This window comes from Brachybacterium sp. HMSC06H03, assembly GCF_001807385.1.
Classification (GTDB): domain Bacteria; phylum Actinomycetota; class Actinomycetes; order Actinomycetales; family Dermabacteraceae; genus Brachybacterium; species Brachybacterium conglomeratum.
On the sequence record NZ_KV788916.1, the window covers coordinates 1,164 to 17,148 of the forward strand.

General features: G+C 69.1%; 15 protein-coding genes and 1 tRNA gene. 4 read left to right on the forward strand and 12 right to left on the reverse strand.

Annotated features, from left to right (window positions below):
• Positions 1-20 precede the first annotated feature (20 nt).
• From HMPREF3159_RS13425 to HMPREF3159_RS13450, 6 genes are all read right to left on the reverse strand, one after another.
• On the reverse strand, positions 21-929 hold the full coding sequence (locus HMPREF3159_RS13425; protein ID WP_070501615.1) for an ABC transporter permease: 909 nt from the start codon (positions 927-929) through the stop codon (positions 21-23).
• Positions 926-2,218, reverse strand: coding sequence for a quaternary amine ABC transporter ATP-binding protein (locus tag HMPREF3159_RS13430; protein WP_070501617.1), 1,293 nt, complete (start codon positions 2,216-2,218; stop codon positions 926-928). The genes HMPREF3159_RS13425 and HMPREF3159_RS13430 overlap by 4 nt, the downstream gene beginning before the upstream one ends.
• Before the next feature lie 413 nt (positions 2,219-2,631).
• A complete protein-coding gene (locus HMPREF3159_RS13435; protein ID WP_070501619.1) occupies positions 2,632-3,381 on the reverse strand; it encodes a dienelactone hydrolase family protein in 750 nt (249 codons plus the stop codon).
• A gap of 67 nt (positions 3,382-3,448) precedes the next feature.
• Complete coding sequence (locus HMPREF3159_RS13440; protein ID WP_083305955.1) at positions 3,449-4,753, reverse strand: calcium:cation antiporter; 1,305 nt, start codon at positions 4,751-4,753, stop codon at positions 3,449-3,451.
• A gap of 178 nt (positions 4,754-4,931) precedes the next feature.
• Positions 4,932-5,897, reverse strand: coding sequence for a hypothetical protein (locus tag HMPREF3159_RS13445; RefSeq protein WP_070501620.1), 966 nt, complete (start codon positions 5,895-5,897; stop codon positions 4,932-4,934).
• Positions 5,898-6,065: 168 nt separating this feature from the next.
• Complete coding sequence (locus HMPREF3159_RS13450; protein ID WP_070501622.1) at positions 6,066-6,329, reverse strand: hypothetical protein; 264 nt, start codon at positions 6,327-6,329, stop codon at positions 6,066-6,068.
• 122 nt (positions 6,330-6,451) lie between these two features.
• On the opposite strand from HMPREF3159_RS13450, the gene HMPREF3159_RS13455 reads away from it, so the two are divergent.
• Positions 6,452-7,930: a SulP family inorganic anion transporter gene (locus HMPREF3159_RS13455; protein WP_070501623.1), complete on the forward strand. Its 1,479-nt coding sequence runs from the start codon at positions 6,452-6,454 to the stop codon at positions 7,928-7,930.
• A gap of 93 nt (positions 7,931-8,023) precedes the next feature.
• Here the strand turns inward: HMPREF3159_RS13455 and HMPREF3159_RS13460 are convergent, their stop codons facing one another.
• The 5 genes from HMPREF3159_RS13460 to HMPREF3159_RS13480 all read right to left on the reverse strand — a co-directional run bounded on the left by HMPREF3159_RS13460 (position 8,024) and on the right by HMPREF3159_RS13480 (position 13,747).
• Positions 8,024-8,923 carry an NADP-dependent oxidoreductase gene (locus tag HMPREF3159_RS13460; RefSeq protein ID WP_070501625.1) on the reverse strand — a complete coding sequence of 300 codons (900 nt, stop codon included), beginning with the start codon at positions 8,921-8,923 and terminating at the stop codon, positions 8,024-8,026.
• Between the two features lie 386 nt (positions 8,924-9,309).
• The gene (locus tag HMPREF3159_RS13465; RefSeq protein WP_210388880.1) at positions 9,310-10,440 is read right to left on the reverse strand and encodes a hypothetical protein; all 1,131 of its coding nucleotides are present in this window, start codon (positions 10,438-10,440) and stop codon (positions 9,310-9,312) included.
• A complete protein-coding gene (locus HMPREF3159_RS13470; protein ID WP_070501627.1) occupies positions 10,430-12,085 on the reverse strand; it encodes an Eco57I restriction-modification methylase domain-containing protein in 1,656 nt (551 codons plus the stop codon). The genes HMPREF3159_RS13465 and HMPREF3159_RS13470 overlap by 11 nt, the downstream gene beginning before the upstream one ends.
• Before the next feature lie 323 nt (positions 12,086-12,408).
• Positions 12,409-13,410: an AAA family ATPase gene (locus HMPREF3159_RS13475; protein ID WP_070501628.1), complete on the reverse strand. Its 1,002-nt coding sequence runs from the start codon at positions 13,408-13,410 to the stop codon at positions 12,409-12,411.
• Positions 13,411-13,510: 100 nt separating this feature from the next.
• A complete protein-coding gene (locus HMPREF3159_RS13480; protein WP_070501629.1) occupies positions 13,511-13,747 on the reverse strand; it encodes a helix-turn-helix transcriptional regulator in 237 nt (78 codons plus the stop codon).
• Between the two features lie 103 nt (positions 13,748-13,850).
• Here HMPREF3159_RS13480 and HMPREF3159_RS13485 point away from each other — a divergent pair, with 103 nt between their 5' ends.
• The gene (locus HMPREF3159_RS13485) at positions 13,851-14,402 is read left to right on the forward strand and encodes a helix-turn-helix domain-containing protein (protein WP_070501630.1); all 552 of its coding nucleotides are present in this window, start codon (positions 13,851-13,853) and stop codon (positions 14,400-14,402) included.
• The gene (locus HMPREF3159_RS13490; protein WP_210388881.1) at positions 14,399-15,613 is read left to right on the forward strand and encodes a tyrosine-type recombinase/integrase; all 1,215 of its coding nucleotides are present in this window, start codon (positions 14,399-14,401) and stop codon (positions 15,611-15,613) included. Before HMPREF3159_RS13485 ends, HMPREF3159_RS13490 begins: the two co-directional genes overlap by 4 nt.
• Before the next feature lie 13 nt (positions 15,614-15,626).
• Here HMPREF3159_RS13490 and HMPREF3159_RS13495 read toward each other — a convergent pair.
• Positions 15,627-15,702, reverse strand: a tRNA-Arg gene (locus tag HMPREF3159_RS13495).
• A gap of 77 nt (positions 15,703-15,779) precedes the next feature.
• Between HMPREF3159_RS13495 and HMPREF3159_RS13500 the strand changes: the two genes are divergently transcribed.
• On the forward strand, positions 15,780-15,985 hold a 206-nt coding region (locus HMPREF3159_RS13500; RefSeq protein ID WP_168165436.1), incomplete at its 3' end, for an NTP transferase domain-containing protein.

A 15,985-nucleotide genomic window follows, 5' to 3' on the forward strand; every position in this document is an offset into this window, starting at 1 on the left:
GGGGGGGGGGGGTCGACGGGTCAGGCCCCGGTGGTCGCGCGCTGCGCGATGGACCGCTGGATCAGGGCGAGCGCGGAGGTCGGATAGCCGGCGGGGTTGCCGATCGCCGCGGTGAGGCGGTCGAGGAAGACGGCCAGGACCACCACGGCCAGGCCGGCCTCGACGCCGAGGGGCAGGTTCTGGGTGGAGATCGCCTGGACGACCTCCTTGCCCAGGCCGTCCGCGCCGACCATGCCGGCGACCACGGCCATCGACAGGGAGAGCATGATGACCTGGTTGACGCCCGCCATGATGGTCGGGACGGCCAGCGGCAGCTGGATGCCGCGGAGGATCTGGCCACGGGTCGCGCCGAAGGCCTCTCCGGCCTCGACGGTCTCTGCGTCGACCTGGCGGATGCCGAGCTCGGTCATGCGCACGCCGGGCGGCAGCGCGAAGATGATCGTGGAGAAGACGCCCGGGACCACGCCGATCGAGAAGAACGTGACCGCCGGGATCAGGTAGACGAAGGCGGGCATCGTCTGCATGAAGTCCATGACCGGCTTCACGATCGCGCTGACCGTGCTGGAGACAGCCGCGAGGATGCCCAGCGGCACCGCGATCACGACCGCGAACACGGTCGCCACCAGCACCAGCGCCATGGTCTGCATCATCGTCTCCCACTGCTCCATCGAGATCACGATGGCGAAGCCGATGAGCGTCGCGAGCGAGAGCTTCCAGGAGCGGAACACGAAGGCGATCAGTGCGAAGACCACGACCATCACCAGCGCGGGCGCCAGCAGGAGCAGGTCGGTGAGGCCGCCGATCAGGAAGTCCATCACCGTGGAGAAGAGGTCGAACAGCCAGGAGACGTTCGCCTTGAGCCAGTCGATGCCGGCGTCGATCCACTCGCCGATCGGGAGGCGGGGCATGAGGGCGTCGTCGGGGTTCATCGTGCGTCACCTCCGAGGCGATCGTCGGCGGTCGGGGCGTCCTGCGCGGCGTCTCCCGGGGCGCCGGGGTCCACCGGTCCGGGCGGCGGATCGACGGCGGGGGAGGAGGTCTCTCCCTCGCCGATCACGCCGAGCGCGGTGAGCAGGGTGACCCGGGGGATCACGCCGGCGAACCGGCCCTCGTCGTCGACGACGACGAGCGGCGCGTCGTGCTGCGCGGACTTCCCGAACAGCTCGGCGACAGGCGTGTCGTGGCTGACCACCGCCATCTCGTGCCGATCGGACCAGGGCAGTTCGTCCTGGCCGAGGCGCACCGCCTCGGCGACGTCGTCCTGCCAGATCACGCCGGCGGGGGGGCGGTCGCGCTCGAGCACCACGAGCCAGGGGTTCTGCGTCTCGCGCAGCAGCTTGTGGGCGGTGCGCGGACCCTGACCGATGCCGAGGGTCTCGCGCGGCTGCTCCATCACGGCGCCGGCCACGAGCACGCGGGTGCGGTCGACGTCCTGGATGAACTTCGCGACGTAGTCGTTGGCGGGCTCGTTGAGGATCTCCTCCGAGGAGCCGATCTGCTCGATCCGGCCGTCGCGCATCATCGCGATCCGGTCGCCCAGGCGCATCGCCTCGTTGAGGTCATGGGTGATGAACAGGATCGTCTTGTCCAGACGCTGCTGCAGGTCGACGAGCTGGTCCTGCATGTCGCGCCGGATCAGCGGGTCCAGGGCGGAGAACGCCTCGTCCATCAGCATCACGTCGGTGCCGGCGGCGAGGGCACGGGCCAGGCCCACACGCTGCTTCATGCCGCCGGAGAGGGCGGAGGGGCGGTAGGCGTCCCAGCCCTTCAGCCCCACCATCCCCAGCGCCTCCTTCGCCTTCTTCTCGCGATCGGAGCGGTTCATGCCGCTGATCTCGAGGCCGTAGGCGGCGTTCTCGCCGACGGTGCGATGGGGGAGGAGCGCGAAGTTCTGGAAGACCATGGAGATCCGACGGCGGCGCACGTCCCGCACCTGCGCGGGGGACATCTTCGAGAGCACCTCCTCGCCGATGCGGATCTCGCCGTCGGTGGCGGGGAGCAGGCCGTTGACCATGCGGATGAGGGTGGACTTCCCGGAGCCGGACAGGCCCATCACCACGAAGATCTCCCCGGGGTCGACGCTGAAGCTGGCATCGATCACGGCGGCGGTCAGGCCCTGCGCGCGCAGGTCCTCGCGCGAGCGTCCGCTGCGGAGCTCGCGCACTCCTCGCTCTGGTCGGCGGCCGAAGATCTTGTACAGACCCTCGGCAGAGATCACAGGTGGCACAGGGGCTCCTTCGGTGGCGACATGACGTGAGCGATGCCGAGCGGGACGTGAGCGGCAGAGGGCGCAGAGCGACAGAAGGCGCAGAGCGACAGGAGGCGCAGCGGGACCCGGGCGGCATCCGACGATCCATCACTCTAAGCCTCGACCGTGGGAAAAACCGCTTTGGAACAGGCGTTTCAGGGCTCATGAACGGGGCTCGGAGCGTCCGCGGGACGGAGGCGGCGGGGGTGAGGGTTCTTGGGGGGAAACGGCCTGGCCTGCAGGGATGCGTCCGCCGGACGGGACGACCGCCAGCCGATCCGACTGTCCGACAATCGGGACATAACTATTCGATCACGCCCTGATCGGACGGGCAGGACCCGCCCGACGACGACCTGCCGGAGGGCGGTGGCGGCGCGAGGCATTCAGCCCCGCGGCGGGAGGGCCTCGGCGAGGAAGCCGAGGGTCTGCTGCCAGGCCGCCTCGGCGGCGCCGGCGTGGTGCAGACCGGGGTGGGGGTTGTCGAAGGCGTGCCCCGCACCCTCGTGGAGCGAGAAGCGCACCTGCTCGCGGGTGCCGTCGGCGGTGACGGCCTCGCGGATCTGCTCGACCTGCTCGAGCGGGATGAAGGCGTCGGCCGTGCCGAAGTGGTGCAGGCTCGGCACGCCCACCTGCGCGGCGCGGTCCAGCAGCGTGGGCAGCGCGGAGCCGTAGTAGCTGACCAGGGCCGAGACCGGGCGGTCCTCCTCGGCGGCCGATGCGGCGGCGGAGAACGCGAGCCCGCCGCCGTAGCAGAAGCCCACCAGCCCCACCCGTTCGGAGTCGACCGCGCCATGGGCGCGCAGCGCGCCGATCGCCGCGATCGCATCGGCCTCGGCCCGCTCCCAGGGCACGCGCGAGGTCAGCGCCATGCCCTCCTCGAGCCAGGTCTGGAAGTCCTCGCCGTCCTCGATGCCGACGACCGGCGGGTCGAGCCGTGCGAAGAGCTGCGGGGCGAGCACCGCGTAGCCGCGGGCGGCGAGATCCGCGCAGCGCTGCTGCATGTAGGTGGAGAGTCCGAAGATCTCCTGCAGCACCACGAGACCCGGCACGGGCTGATCGAGGTCTTCGGGCAGCCAGAGCAGCCCGGGCAGGTCACCGGCGTCCGTCGGGATCTGAAGCGTCGTCGCACTCACGCCGCGACCCTACCCCGCGGCCCCGTGGCCGGGTGCGGTGTCGGCGGGCGACAGGGCGGCGGCGGGCTCAGGAGAACAGGGCGAGGGCGTAGACCGCGAAGAGCAGCAGGTGCACCGTGCCGTGCACCGCGGTCACGCGCGGAGCCGCCGCGGAGACGGCGGAGACCGCGAAGGTCACGCCGAGCAGCAGCAGGTTCACGGGCGACTCCGCCAGCACCACGGGGGTGCCGGTGGCGAGCCCGATGATCAGCACGGTCGGGATGGTCAGCGCCAGGGTCGAGACGAGCGCGCCGTGGCACAGGTTGACCACCCGCTGCATCTCCCCGCCGGTCGCCGCACGGAGCGCGGTGAGCGTCTCGGGGGTGAACACGATCGCGGCGATCAGCATCCCGGACAGGGCGATCGGGGCGCCGAGTCGCTCCAGCCCCTCGTCGAGCAGCCCGGCCATGTGGTGGGAGAGCAGCACGATCGGCAGCACGGTCGCGACGAGCAGCAGCACGCGCAGCCCCAGCTCCGCGCGGTGGTGGGCGAGCGTCGCGCCGATGCCGGGCGAGGAGCCCTCGGCGTCGGGGTCGGCCGCGGCGTCGGCGGGCTCCTCGGCGGACCCGTCGGCCGCGGGGAGCTCCACCTCCTGGAACTCGACCGCCTGTGCGCCGGTCTGGCGCCACAGGAAGACGGCGTACACGGCGACGGTCATCACCGCGATCGCGACGCCCTGGACGGGGGCGTAGGTGCCGTCCTCGCCGAGCACCGTCGGGACCGCGAAGGCCATCGCGCCGAGGCCGATCAGCAGCACCAGGTAGACGGAGGTGCCCGTCCGGTTCACCTGCATCGCCTCGCGGCGGATGCCGCCGACCAGCAGGCACAGGCCGAGGACGAGGTTCATGATGATCATCGAGACCGCCATGACGGAGTCGCGGGCGATGGTCGCGTGATCGCCCGGGCCGAGCATCACCGCGGCGATCAGCACCACCTCGATCACCACGATCGACAGGGTGAGCACCAGGGTGCCGCAGGGGTCGCCGAGGCGGCCGGCGAGGGCCTCCGCCTGCGCGACCACGCCGCCGGCGGCGATCACGATCACCGCGACGATCGCGGTGAGGGTGAGCGCGAGCAGCGCCGAGGACAGCGCGCCCGGGGCGGGGGAGAGCAGCATCAGCGCGGCGACGCCCGCCCAGCCGAGCAGCAGTCGCGAGATCGCGCTGCGGTCGAGCACCGTGCGGACGAGGCCCCTCCCGGCGAGGGCGGGGCCCGGGGACTCAGGGCCGGGGGAGACGGCGACGTGCGGGGAGCCGTCCGGCTCGGGGGAGCGGTCGGGTGCGGCCGACGGGGACGCGGCGCGCGGCCGGCGGGTGCGGGACGAGGGGCTCATCGGATCTCCTGCGAGGCCGTCCTCGTGGTGCGTCCGCCGGCCGGGTCGTCCCGGCCGGGGCGCCGATCTGCCCTCGGCGCGCTCTCACCGTAACCCGTCGCGCTCGCCCGGGTCAGCTCGTGGTGAGCGGTCTGACCTGGGCGGGCGCGAGACGGGGCGGGGCGAGATGCGCCGGGGCTCAGACGTCGGTCGGGCTGCCGATGCCGACCAGCAGCCCCTGGTCGCCGTCGGCGAAGGTGCCGGGGGCGACGTGCAGCTGCCAGGAGTCGCCCTCGGCGGTGGCGGCCGTGCAGCCCGTCGTCCCGAACTCCTCGAAGTCCAGGCCGTTCTCGCAGGTCACCTCGGACCAGTCGGCCATGCCGGCCACCGGCACGTAGGCGTTCTCGGAGGTGAGGGTATGCAGGGTCGCGTCCGCGACCTCCTCCGCGCCGAGCGGCTCGGCCCCGAACATCGAGCCCTGGCCCAGGCCCGTCAGCATCACGTTCTCCTGGGTCAGCTCGCTCGCCTCCTCGGGGAGCTCGGTGCCGGTGGAGAACAGCAGCGCGACCCGGTAGCCGTTCTCGAGGGCGTCCTCGTGCGGGACAGCGACCGTGCTCGCGACCCACTCCTGGGTCGGGGCGGTGTCGTCCGGGCTCGTCGGCCCGTCGCAGCCGGCGCTCTGTCCCGTCTCGATCAGCAGCTCGTCGGCGCATTCGGCGGTGCCGCCGAAGGGCTCCGCGAGCAGCGCGGCGAGGTCGTCGTTCGCAAGGGTCGGTGCGCCGTCCCCGGAGGTCTCGTCGATGCCGAGGTCCGTGACCAGGAGGATCCGGGTGCGCTCGCCCGCGGCGCCCGGGTCCCCCTTCTCCTGGTCTCCCGCCCCCTCGTCGCCCCCTGTCTCGCCCTGGTCGTCGGTCGCCTGGTCGTCGCCGACCTCGGCGTCGTCCCCGGTCTCGGCGTCGTCGCCGGGCCCGGCATCGTCCGACGGCTGCTCGCCGCCGGACTGCTCCTCCGTCGCGGTGGCGGGCTCCTGGGCGCCGTCGTCCCCGGTCCCGGCCTCGTCCCCCGCGCTGCAGGCGGTCAGGCCCAGCAGCGCCGTGCAGGCCGCGAGCGCCATGCCGCGGCGCAGACGACGGGTGGTCGTGGTCCGTGCGTCGAGGTGTCCCATCAGGGTCTCCGTCCCGGCCCTCCCCGGTGCGGCGGGCGCGCCGTCATGGACCGGGGAGCGGTGGCCCGCATCACACCCTGCCCGACGGTCAAGAGAGGGTCAAGTCCATGCCATGGAAGGCTCGTGCCGACGATGTGGAGATCCTCTGGGGACCAGGAGGCGTGCAGGTCAGCGCCTCTCGCCCGGGCGCGGGTCGCCGTGCAGCCGCCGGTACTCGTCGTCCTCCGCATCCTCGTCCCGAGTGAGCGCGTCGCCGCCCCCGCGCAGCCCCAGCAGCACTCCAAGCCCGGCGCCGACGAGCACGCCGACGACCGCGCCGATCCACAGACTGTCGACGACCGCGAGCCCCGTCCCGATCCCGACCACGAACCCGAGGATCATCCCGAAGGGCAGCCAGGTGGCATCGAAGCGGCGGCGAGCAGGCGGGGCCATGGAACCTCTGTCGGGCGGAGCGAGCGGGACGGTCGGGGCGTGCGGCGCGCTCGCGGTGAGACGCGACGCACGGCAGCCAGAGGGCCAGGGTAGTCCGCCGCGGACGCGGATAGCATCGGCCCGTGACCGCGTCCTCCTCTCCCACCGTGCTGCAGGCCCTGCGCAGCCCGCGCCGCCTCACCACCGAGGTGCTGGCCGGCGCCGTGACCACCCTCGCGCTGATCCCGGAGGTCATCTCCTTCTCGGTGATCGCGGGCGTGGACCCGAAGGTCAGCCTCATCGCCTCCGTCGTGCTCGCGATCTCGATGACCTTCCTCGGCGGACGCCCCGCGATGATCACCGCCGCCGCGGGCGCGGTCGCGCTCGTCGTCGCCCCGCTCGTGCACACCCACGGGGTCGAGTACCTGCTGCCCACCGTGATCCTCGCGGGCCTCGTCCAGATCGCCTTCGGCCTCGTCGGGCTCGCGCGGATCATGCGCTTCATCCCCCGCTCGGTGATGATCGGCTTCGTCAACGCGCTGGGCATCCTGATCTTCACGGCGCAGCTCCAGCACGTCCTGGGCGTGCCCGCCGCGGTCTACCCGCTGTTCGCGCTCACCCTCGTCGTGGTGCTCGCCCTGCCGCGCCTGACGAAGGCCGTGCCCGCGCCGCTGGTCGCGATCGTGCTGGTCACCGCGATCGCGATGATCTTCCACCTCCGCGTCCCGACCGTCGGCGACCAGGGCGAGGTCTCCGGCGGCCTGCCCGGCCTCACTCCGCTCGAGGTGCCGCTGACGCTGGAGACGCTGCAGATCATCGCCCCGACCGCGCTGTCCGTCGCCTTCGTCGGCCTGATGGAGACGCTGCTGACCGCGAAGCTCGTCGACGACATCACCGACACCCGCTCCTCGAAGAGCCGCGAGTCCTGGGCGCTCGGCGTCTCCAACATCCTCGCCGGCTTCTGGGGCGGGATCGCGGGCTGCGCGATGATCGGCCAGACCGTCATGAACGTGAAGCTGGGCCGGGCCCGCACCCGCATCTCCACCCTCGTCGCCGGCGTGCTGCTGCTCATACTGGTCACCGCGCTGTCGGACCTCATGGAGCAGATCCCGATGGCCGCGCTCGCCGCGGTGATGATGGTCGTCGCGGTCTCCACCGTGGACTTCCACAGCGTGCGCCCCGCGACCCTGCGCCGCATGCCGGCCTCCGAGACGCTCGTGATGGTCACGACCGTCGTGGTCGTGGTGATCACTCACAACCTCGCCCTCGGCGTCGCCGCCGGCGCGCTGCTCGCGGTCGCCCTGTTCGCCCGCCGCGTCGCGCACGTGACCCGCGTGGAGCGCACGACGGGGGTCGACGGGACGCGCTACACCGTGCACGGCCCGCTCTTCTTCGGCTCGAGCAACGACCTGGTCGAGCAGTTCGACTACGCTGCCGACGCCGAGCGCGGCCTCCCGGTCGCCGTCGACTTCACCGCGGCCCAGATCTGGGACGCCTCCACCGTCGCAGTGCTCGACTCGGTCCAGGCCAAGTATGTCGAGCACGGCCTCGAGGTCTCCTTCACCGGGCTCGACGAGCGCTCGACCCACTTCCACGGCCGGCTGACGGGGACGTTGAGCTAGGCCCGTACGGCGGGCACGAGTCCCGCGCTCGGAGCCTCGCCAGGCGATCGGTGCTCCGTCCTGTTACGCCGCCGGGTGGCGTGATCGCGGCGATCAGGGGATCAGCACGATCTTCCCGGCGCTGTGCCCGGTCTCCACCGCGGCCATCGCCTCCGCGGCGGCGACGAGCGGGTAGCGGGCGGTGACGTGCGGATCCACCGCCCCGTCGGCGACCAGCCGGGTGATCTGCGCGAGCGCATCCTCGGACGAGGGACGGCCGCCGCCGCCGAGCTCCTCGGCGGTGGCCTGATCGGCCGCGGAGAGGATCCGCGCCGGATCCCTGGTGAGCGGCGCGAGGTCCCGCAGCGGCTGCCCGCCGACGAGGTCGATCAGCAGGTCCACGCCGTCTGCGGCGAGATCCCGCACCGCGTCCGCGGCGCCGTCGCCGGAGAGGACCTGCTCGGCGCCCGCGGACTCCACCAGCTCCTGCTTCCCCCTCGAGGCGACCCCGAGCACCCGGGCCCCGGCCGCGACGGCGACCTGCACCGCCATCCGGCCGACGCCCCCGCCCGCACCGAGCACCAGCACGGTCTCGCCCGGTGCGGCGGAGGCGGCGAGGTCCCAGGCGGTCGTCCCCGCCACCGGCAGCGTCGCCGCCTGCTCGCAGGCGACCTCCGGCGGGCGGTGCACTGCGGCGGAGGCCTTCAGCACGGTGTGCTCGGCGAAGGCGCCGAGGCCGCGGGCGGGCGCACCGAGCACGTCGTCCCCGATCTCGAAGCCGTCGACCCCCTCGCCGAGGGCGGTGACCACGCCTGCCGCCTCGAGGCCGAGCGCGAGCGGCAGCGACCCCTTGGTCCCGAAGAGCCCCTCGCGGCGCTTCGCGTCGGCCGGGTTCACCCCCGCCACCCGCACCTCGATCGCGATCTCACCGGGCCGCGGCGCGGGCGCCTCCCGGGTGCTCAGCTGCTGGTTCTCGGGCCCGCCGTAGGCGGTGGTGACGAAGACGGTGCTCATGCCCGGATCCTTCGCCGCTTCGCTGCGCGGGTCAAGGGTGCGCGGCGCCGGACTCGCGGGTCTTCCGGGTCTTCCGCGGCCGACGGGGGATGTGCTGCAGAAAACGGCGTACATCATGTACGTGATGTACGCCGTTCTCTGCAAGGATCCCCGTGCTCGGTGCCGCGCGCTTCGCGAACGCCGGCTCGGACGGGCGAGCTCGGCACACGGGGCAGGTGCGCGAGGCGTACGTCAGCGTCAGAAAGAAGGCGGGGGGACCTCGCCGGATCATGGTCACCCCGTCGCGGTCCATGTCGGATGCTGATGATGGTGCCCCCGGCAGGATTCGAACCTGCGACACCCGCTTTAGGAGAGCGTTCCAGTCGATCCTGCGGCCTTGGGAGACTTCAATCCCTGCTGGTGGGACGTGTTTGTGACGTTTGATCGATTGGGAGGCTATTGTCCGCAGTCGGTCCTTCTGCGGACAAGTTGCGGACAGTCTCCGTTCCCATGAGGGGGGCGTAGTCGACTCGATAGTCACCAGGGGCGCTGAGGTCTCTTGCGGTCCCGAGATCTCCGATCACCGTGTCTGCATGGATCGGTGACTTCCTGCGGAAGCGTGCCTCCCTGTGGATCGAGACGGGGGTCGTGTCGAGGACCTGGTTCACGATCGCCGAGAGGAAGAGCTCCGGCGAGAGTGCCTCGGGAGCGAGGTCTCGCCGAATGCGGACCTCTGGTAGATCCGAGAGAACCTCGTCCACCGAGGCCTCATCAGCGTTCGCCGCTGCAGGTACGTCGTCGTACTCAATCATCAGCAGACACGTTGCGTCGTAGGCGTCGTCTTCCTGTCCCAACTTGCCCAGCAGATCGATTAGTTTCTCAGCGGTGTCGGGCTCTTCATCGACCACTGTTGACCTGAGCCCGTATAGGTAGCCGTGTGCTGCAAGGGGGTGGCGTGCCCTGAGGTTCTTGGCGTCGCCGTAGGACTCTTCCACGCGGTTCGCAGCATTCTTGCCGAAGGAAGAGTCCATCCTCTTTGTCGAAACCAAGATCTCCGGTCCCGTGTCCCAGCTCGTCATGATGACGTCGACCTGCTTGAAGTAGTTCTTCCCCAGGATGTTGGCATCGGAGCTAGTGACGTTCGAGATGCTGGCCCTTGTGGCGATCCGGGCCTCGATCGGTTCCCGCTGCCTCCTCGGCAGGTCCCGCAGGAGATCGACGACGGTCTTCGGGAGGATCCTCGGGTGTGAGGCGCGAGGCCACACCGAGTCGCTGTCGAAGCCTGCACGTCTGAGCTCGTAGGCGAGCCATAGGTCCAATGCGAAGGCAGGGACGCGGCTCTGAGTGTTCGCGCCAAAGTACAACGGGACGCCCAGAAGTCGCGTGAGCACTTCATAGTCGGGCTTGTACACCACACGATCACCGCCTGCAGCAGCCCAGGGGATAGTGTGGCTCCCCCCGGGCGTGGCGGCGGCGAGGATCTCGTCGAAGACGGGGAGGGCGCGCTTCTTGAAGTCGGGGCTCTTCTTATCGGCCACTTGCGCCTCGGATCTTGCGTCGGGAGGCCAGAAGGTCCCGGCCCGCACGCACCTGGTGGAGTTCGTTGCTCGTGAAAGCTGTGCCGTCGAGGAGGACTTCGTCGACCGCCTGAGAGGCCTCTTGAAGTCGTCCAGCGGCCAGCAGGCGACTCACGCGAGGCTTGAGCTCGCGAAGGGGCGTAGCAAGCGCCCTGAGCCGTTCGGGTGAGGGCAGGAGCCATCTGTCTGCTTCGCGGGGCTCCAGCTTGAGTAGTCCACCCCCATAGGCGCGACCGACGAGCTCAGCATGCAGTAGCGAGGCGGAGTTCAAGCTGGCGATCGGCAGTAGGTCTCGTCCAAGGTCCTGCACATCCTCGTGCAGGTATAGGCCGTGTACCGAGTTCAAGTGGTACGCGCGGGCGTCGTTCGAGCAGAGGCGAGGTGCATCGGCGTTCATGTAGGTGAGGAACAGGTCGCATGGCTTCACGAGCGGCACCTGGTACCAAACCTTGCGGACGCGGCACTTGTACGCCTGATCGACACCTTGCTCAGTGCCCTCGAGAAGGTAGGCCCGTGCGCCTTCGGAAGGTTGCTCGGTAGGTCGGAACAGGTATGTAGACCGCCCTTCCTCCCCAAGCTTCTTCCACTTTGATGGAGTGAATGTCAGACCGCGAAGGTGGGCACTTCCCGGCGGCGAGAGGCGCAGCAGTTCACTGTCTGCGATCGCTCGGCGTCGCACATCCTCCGGGGACAGCGTGAAGAAGGAGTTACGCCCAGTGACGATGCCGAGCGTTGTGTCGCCCCAAGTCTCTAGGGGTACGAACTGTCCGTTGGTGGACAGCTTGGAGATGGCTTCGCTCGCAACAGTGCCGGTGAGGCTCCCCGTCCACTTCTCTCCGGGAGACGGAGGGGACCAAGGTGTCGTCTCAGGGGGGAGAGCGTCGAGGGTGTCTGCGTTCCGCGTCTGCCGGAACTGAGCAGTATCGGTCGGTCCGAGCGCGTAGCCGCTCGCAAGGAGGAGCACAACGTCGGCTTCTGCCTCAGGGAAGACCTGCTCCTCGAACATGACGATCTCGACGTTCGAGAAGCTCTGAAAGAGGAAAGTGCGCACGGGTGATGCGTAGTTGACGCTCAGTAGCTCGGCAGGGAGCACCAGCGCGAGTCGTCCTCCTTCGTTCAAGAACTGCGCCGAGTACACGACGAACGCTGCCCAGCTCGATGCGAGTCCCGAGAGCCTTACGCCCCCTCGGAGCGCAGCAGCACGGGCCTTGGTGCGGGAGTCGCCCGAGAAGTCCTGATACCGGATGTATGGCGGATTTCCGATCACGACGTCGTAGGACGCTTGAGGTGCTACATCAAAGAAGTCACTGACAGTGATAGTCGGGTCTCCACCTGCGTCACGAACCCGCTGTGCCCCGTACTCGGCACTGTGGCCATGCATCTCTACGCCATCGACAGAGGGGCGGGACGGGGCACTGGACAAGCTCTGCAGTCGCCGGACAGCGGCAACCATGAACTCAGCGTCACCTGCGGAGGGTTCCAGGACTCGATCGTGTTCATCCCGAATGGCCCATTTCGCCATGAAGCTGGTGAGCCGTTGAGGAGTGAAGAACGCGCCTCGGGCTTTGCGGAGTGCAGGGGTGTCCTCAGGGGAGGTGGATGGCATGCGCCCAGTCTGCCAGTCCCCCCTGTCCGGCGACGGGCCGACTCCCGCTGAGTAGCCAGATCGTCGGTGGTCTTCACGACGCGATGGTTGTGTATAGCCAACCCAGTGCACTTCTTCAGCCTTGCACGGTATCGAGCTGCCGCCGTCTTGCATCGGTCTGCGGTCGGCGTTCAACGCGTCCAGTGGAGATCGAGTGCCGCACGACCTCGGACCCACGATCCATTCGTGACGGAACAGTTCCGATGCAGTCGTGCGGCACTCGTCGTTGCTCGCCGGTCCTACCCCCTCCCTAGAGGGGGGTGGGTTGGGACCGTCCCATCATCTCAAGCGGCGGAAGCATCATCCGGAGAGAGCAGCTTCTTCACCTTGCCGTATTGCGAGTTGGGCAGCGGGAAGCCATAGGGCTTGAGGAGCGCCCGGGCCTTCTCTCGTGTGCCGTGAGCGTCGTACCCGAGCCGTCGAAGCTGTTCCGCGAGGAGATCCTCAGGGCTCGTCTCCGGGTCCACGACCCTGTGCTCCAGGGGTTCGTGGAGGACTCGAAGTCTCACCTCTCCAGGGCCCATCCCGTCCCTGGTGTGAGTGCGGGTGAGAGTCCGCTCTCCAGCTTTCGCGTCATGCGCCAGCGACCACGCAGAGTCGACGTCACTGGCCTTGGCGCTACTTCCCCGCATGCCCCGGTCTTCATGCTTCCCGGTGTGGTCGACTCGAAGGGAGGCGATGCCTGCAGCCTTCAGAGGGGCAAGTGAATGGGCGTACAGAGCGTTCCAAGTGCTCGCCTCGTTCTCCGCGCCCTGCACGAAGCGAGACACGCTGTCGAGGACCACGAGGTTCGCACCATGCTTCTCCGCGAGGCGGAGCAGCTGCTCGCCGCCAGTAGCTGTGTCGAGCCAGTCGAGCTGCGGGAAGCTGATGTACTTGAGGTTCCCGAGCTCCTCGGGGTCCGCCCCGAGTGACTGAAGACGCCTCGCGATATCGCGGCGGCTGTTCTCACGATCGAGGTACAGCACGCACAGAGGCGAGGAGGGTGCCACCCCCTTGGCAGAGTGCCGGAGCGACTGGACGATGAAGTCGAGCAGCACGAGCGACTTCCCCGCCTTCGGTGGCGCGTACAAGGCTCCGAGATGTCCTTCCTGTACGAAGGGCCAGAGGAGCCACTTCTCGCAATCGAAGTCCGTCCTGAAGAGGGCGTTGAAGTCGATCGGCGGGTTGGGGCGGGTGCCCGTGGAGGGGGTCGAGGACTCCTCTGAGGGGCGGCTACCTGCCCCGGTGCGACGGCGTCGGGTGGACCTGATGCGAGTGCTTGCGGGCGACTGGTTGCGTACCATGATCTGTGGCTTTCCTTCTTGTGTAGTTGTGATTGCCGGTTGGCCCTTGCCGAGCTGCTTGGCGGCTTCCTCGGCAGGGGCCGTTTCGTTGACTAGATGCTTAGGCCGCTTCACCACGCCCCGTGCTGGACTTCTGAGCAGCGATCCAGGCGTCGATATCAGCGACGTCGTAGCGGATGCGGCCACCCACCATGTAGGACCTAGGGCCGGTGTTGCAGTGCCTCCAGTAGCGGAGTGTGCCGACAGGGATGCGGTACTCCTCCTCCACCTCCTGCGTGGTCAGAGAGCGGGACCGCACAGCGGGGGAGGCCTGCGCCCCCTTGATCTTCTTGGACATCTCTTCCTCCTGAGGTCCAGCTGGCACGTCTGCGTCAGCGAGCTCAGTGTTGACGACGTGCGGTCCGGTTGTCAAGTGGAGCGCGGGTACGTATGGTGTCGCCATGGATGGATGGACGTTGAGCGTGTTGGAAGAGGGCGAGCATGGTGATGCGCGTGCTGTCTTCGAGGGCGAGGTCGATGGTGCGCGCATGAGAGTCGAACTCGACCTGGCGGCAGATCGGCTTGCGCAGGACGGAGCGCCCAGTCCGTTCGTGACGACAGCGGTTCGTGTGTCGCACGCAGGTGTCGGGAGAAGGCTCGGTTGGCGCGGCATCACGAGCACGCTCTTCCGGAAGATCCCCGTGGCCAGTCTTTCCGAGGCTGCAGGGCGCGAGATGGACAAGAGGCTGAAGGGGCGTGGCCTCGTCCAGGAGAGGAGCTCCGAGGAGCTCAGGGACCTGGCGAAGCGAGGCCCGAAGGATGACGAGGTCCTGCGGCTCGTCGGCCAGCTCTACAGCGAGGCGCTGGTCGGGAGTACCTCGCCTGCAAGAGACATCGCGGAGAAGCTGGGGCTCTCTCAGGCGACAGCGACTCGGTGGATCAGGAAGAGCCGAGATAAGGGCTACATCACCGCGCTGAGGTCGGAGATCGGTCGAGAGGGGAGCGGGGCGTGACGCAGCGGCGTAACCGTCGTTCAGGCATCGAGGACCGCTGGCACAAGCGTGACGGCTCGCCCTCGAAGCTTCATCACGGAGACTGCGTGAAGGGCCGCCGGTGTGATGGCGTCGGGAAGCGCTGGAGAGCGCGCTACGTCAACGCCGAGGGCGATGAGCGCGCCCAGATCTTCGCGACGAAGCCTCAGGCCGTGGAGTGGCTCGACAAGGTCGCGGGAGACATCGCCTCAGGCAGGTACGTGGACCCGCAGCGTCAGGTCATCACCTTTGGAGAGGTTGCGGAAGCCTGGAAGGTGAACCCGTCGTGGACCGCCACCACCCGCGAGCGGAACCTCTCCGTACTCCGCATGCACGTCCTCCCGAGGTGGGGCGATCTGCGTCTGTCGGCTGTGAAGCACGAGGATCTCCAGATCTGGGTCAACGAGCTCGTCGCGTCGGGCCTCTCGTCAGGCTCGGTCCGAAAGATCGTCGGCGTCGCTCGGGGGGTGCTCCAGATGGCCATGCGGAACGGTCGTGTGTCGATGAATCCTGCCGACCATCTCCAGCTCCCGAGGCAGAAGGTGGCGCGCCGCCGCTACCTCACCGTGGGACAGGTGGACCGGCTTGCCCAGGAGGCGGGCAGCCACGAGGTGATCGTCCTCGTGCTCGCTTACTGTGGCTTGCGCATCGGAGAGCTCTCCGCGCTCCGTGTCGGGAACGTGGATCGAGTGCGGCGGCGCTTCATGGTGGAGGCCTCTGTGACGGAGGTGAACGGAGAGCTCGTCTGGTCGGACCCGAAGGATCACCAGCGTCGCTCCGTCCCATGGCCGCGGTTCCTGGACGATGAGATCGACGCGCTCATCGTCGGTCGGGACGCCGCAGACCTCCTGTTCCCATCGCCTCGTGGAGATGTGCTCCGGGTGAGGAACATGAGGCGCTCGTGGTTCGACCGTGCTGCCCGTGACGCGGGAGTGCCTGGTCTGACGCCGCACGAGCTGCGCCACACCGCCGCGAGCATCGCTGTGAGCGCTGGAGCCTCCGTGTTGGCCGTGCAGCGCATGCTTGGGCACGACAAGCCGAGCACCACTCTGAACGTCTACAGCGACCTCTTCGACCACGATCTCGATGACCTTGCGGACCGTCTCGCAGCGGCACGAGGCCAGCATGCTGCGGACAACCTGCGGACAATCGCCCCTCTGGCGATGATGACGGTCGACGCCGAAGTCGCTTGACCTGCAACTTCACTGGTGCCCCCGGCAGGATTCGAACCTGCGACACCCGCTTTAGGAGAGCGGTGCTCTATCCCCTGAGCTACGGAGGCGCTCCGGTCCGGTCGGGGGATGAATCCCCATGACCGAAGGCCTGGGCCATCGTAGCCTCCCATGACAGGATCGCTCCATGTCGACCGCATCGCACGAGACCGCCGCCACCGTCGCCGCCGTGATCCTGGCCGGGGGAGCGGCCTCGCGCCTGGGCGGGACCGACAAGACCCGTCTGCCCATCGCGGGCGCGAGCGTGCTCGAACGCGTGCTGCGCGCCGCCCCCGTCGGCCGCCGCATCGTGGTGGGCCCGAGCGGGGCCGACGGCGCCGACCTCGCCGCCCG

Bases quoted from the DNA above. Each gene is read 5' to 3' on its own strand.
- HMPREF3159_RS13485 (WP_070501630.1), top strand. From the start codon at position 13,851: ATGGATGGATGGACGTTGAGCGTGTTGGAAGAGGGCGAGCATGGTGAT.
- HMPREF3159_RS13425 (WP_070501615.1), bottom strand. From the start codon at position 929: ATGAACCCCGACGACGCCCTCATGCCCCGCCTCCCGATCGGCGAGTGG.
- HMPREF3159_RS13445 (WP_070501620.1), bottom strand. From the start codon at position 5,897: ATGGGACACCTCGACGCACGGACCACGACCACCCGTCGTCTGCGCCGC.
- HMPREF3159_RS13480 (WP_070501629.1), bottom strand. From the start codon at position 13,747: ATGTCCAAGAAGATCAAGGGGGCGCAGGCCTCCCCCGCTGTGCGGTCC.
- HMPREF3159_RS13440 (WP_083305955.1), bottom strand. From the start codon at position 4,753: ATGAGCCCCTCGTCCCGCACCCGCCGGCCGCGCGCCGCGTCCCCGTCG.
- HMPREF3159_RS13460 (WP_070501625.1), bottom strand. From the start codon at position 8,923: ATGAGCACCGTCTTCGTCACCACCGCCTACGGCGGGCCCGAGAACCAG.
- HMPREF3159_RS13470 (WP_070501627.1), bottom strand. From the start codon at position 12,085: ATGCCATCCACCTCCCCTGAGGACACCCCTGCACTCCGCAAAGCCCGA.
- HMPREF3159_RS13475 (WP_070501628.1), bottom strand. From the start codon at position 13,410: ATGGTACGCAACCAGTCGCCCGCAAGCACTCGCATCAGGTCCACCCGA.
- HMPREF3159_RS13450 (WP_070501622.1), bottom strand. From the start codon at position 6,329: ATGGCCCCGCCTGCTCGCCGCCGCTTCGATGCCACCTGGCTGCCCTTC.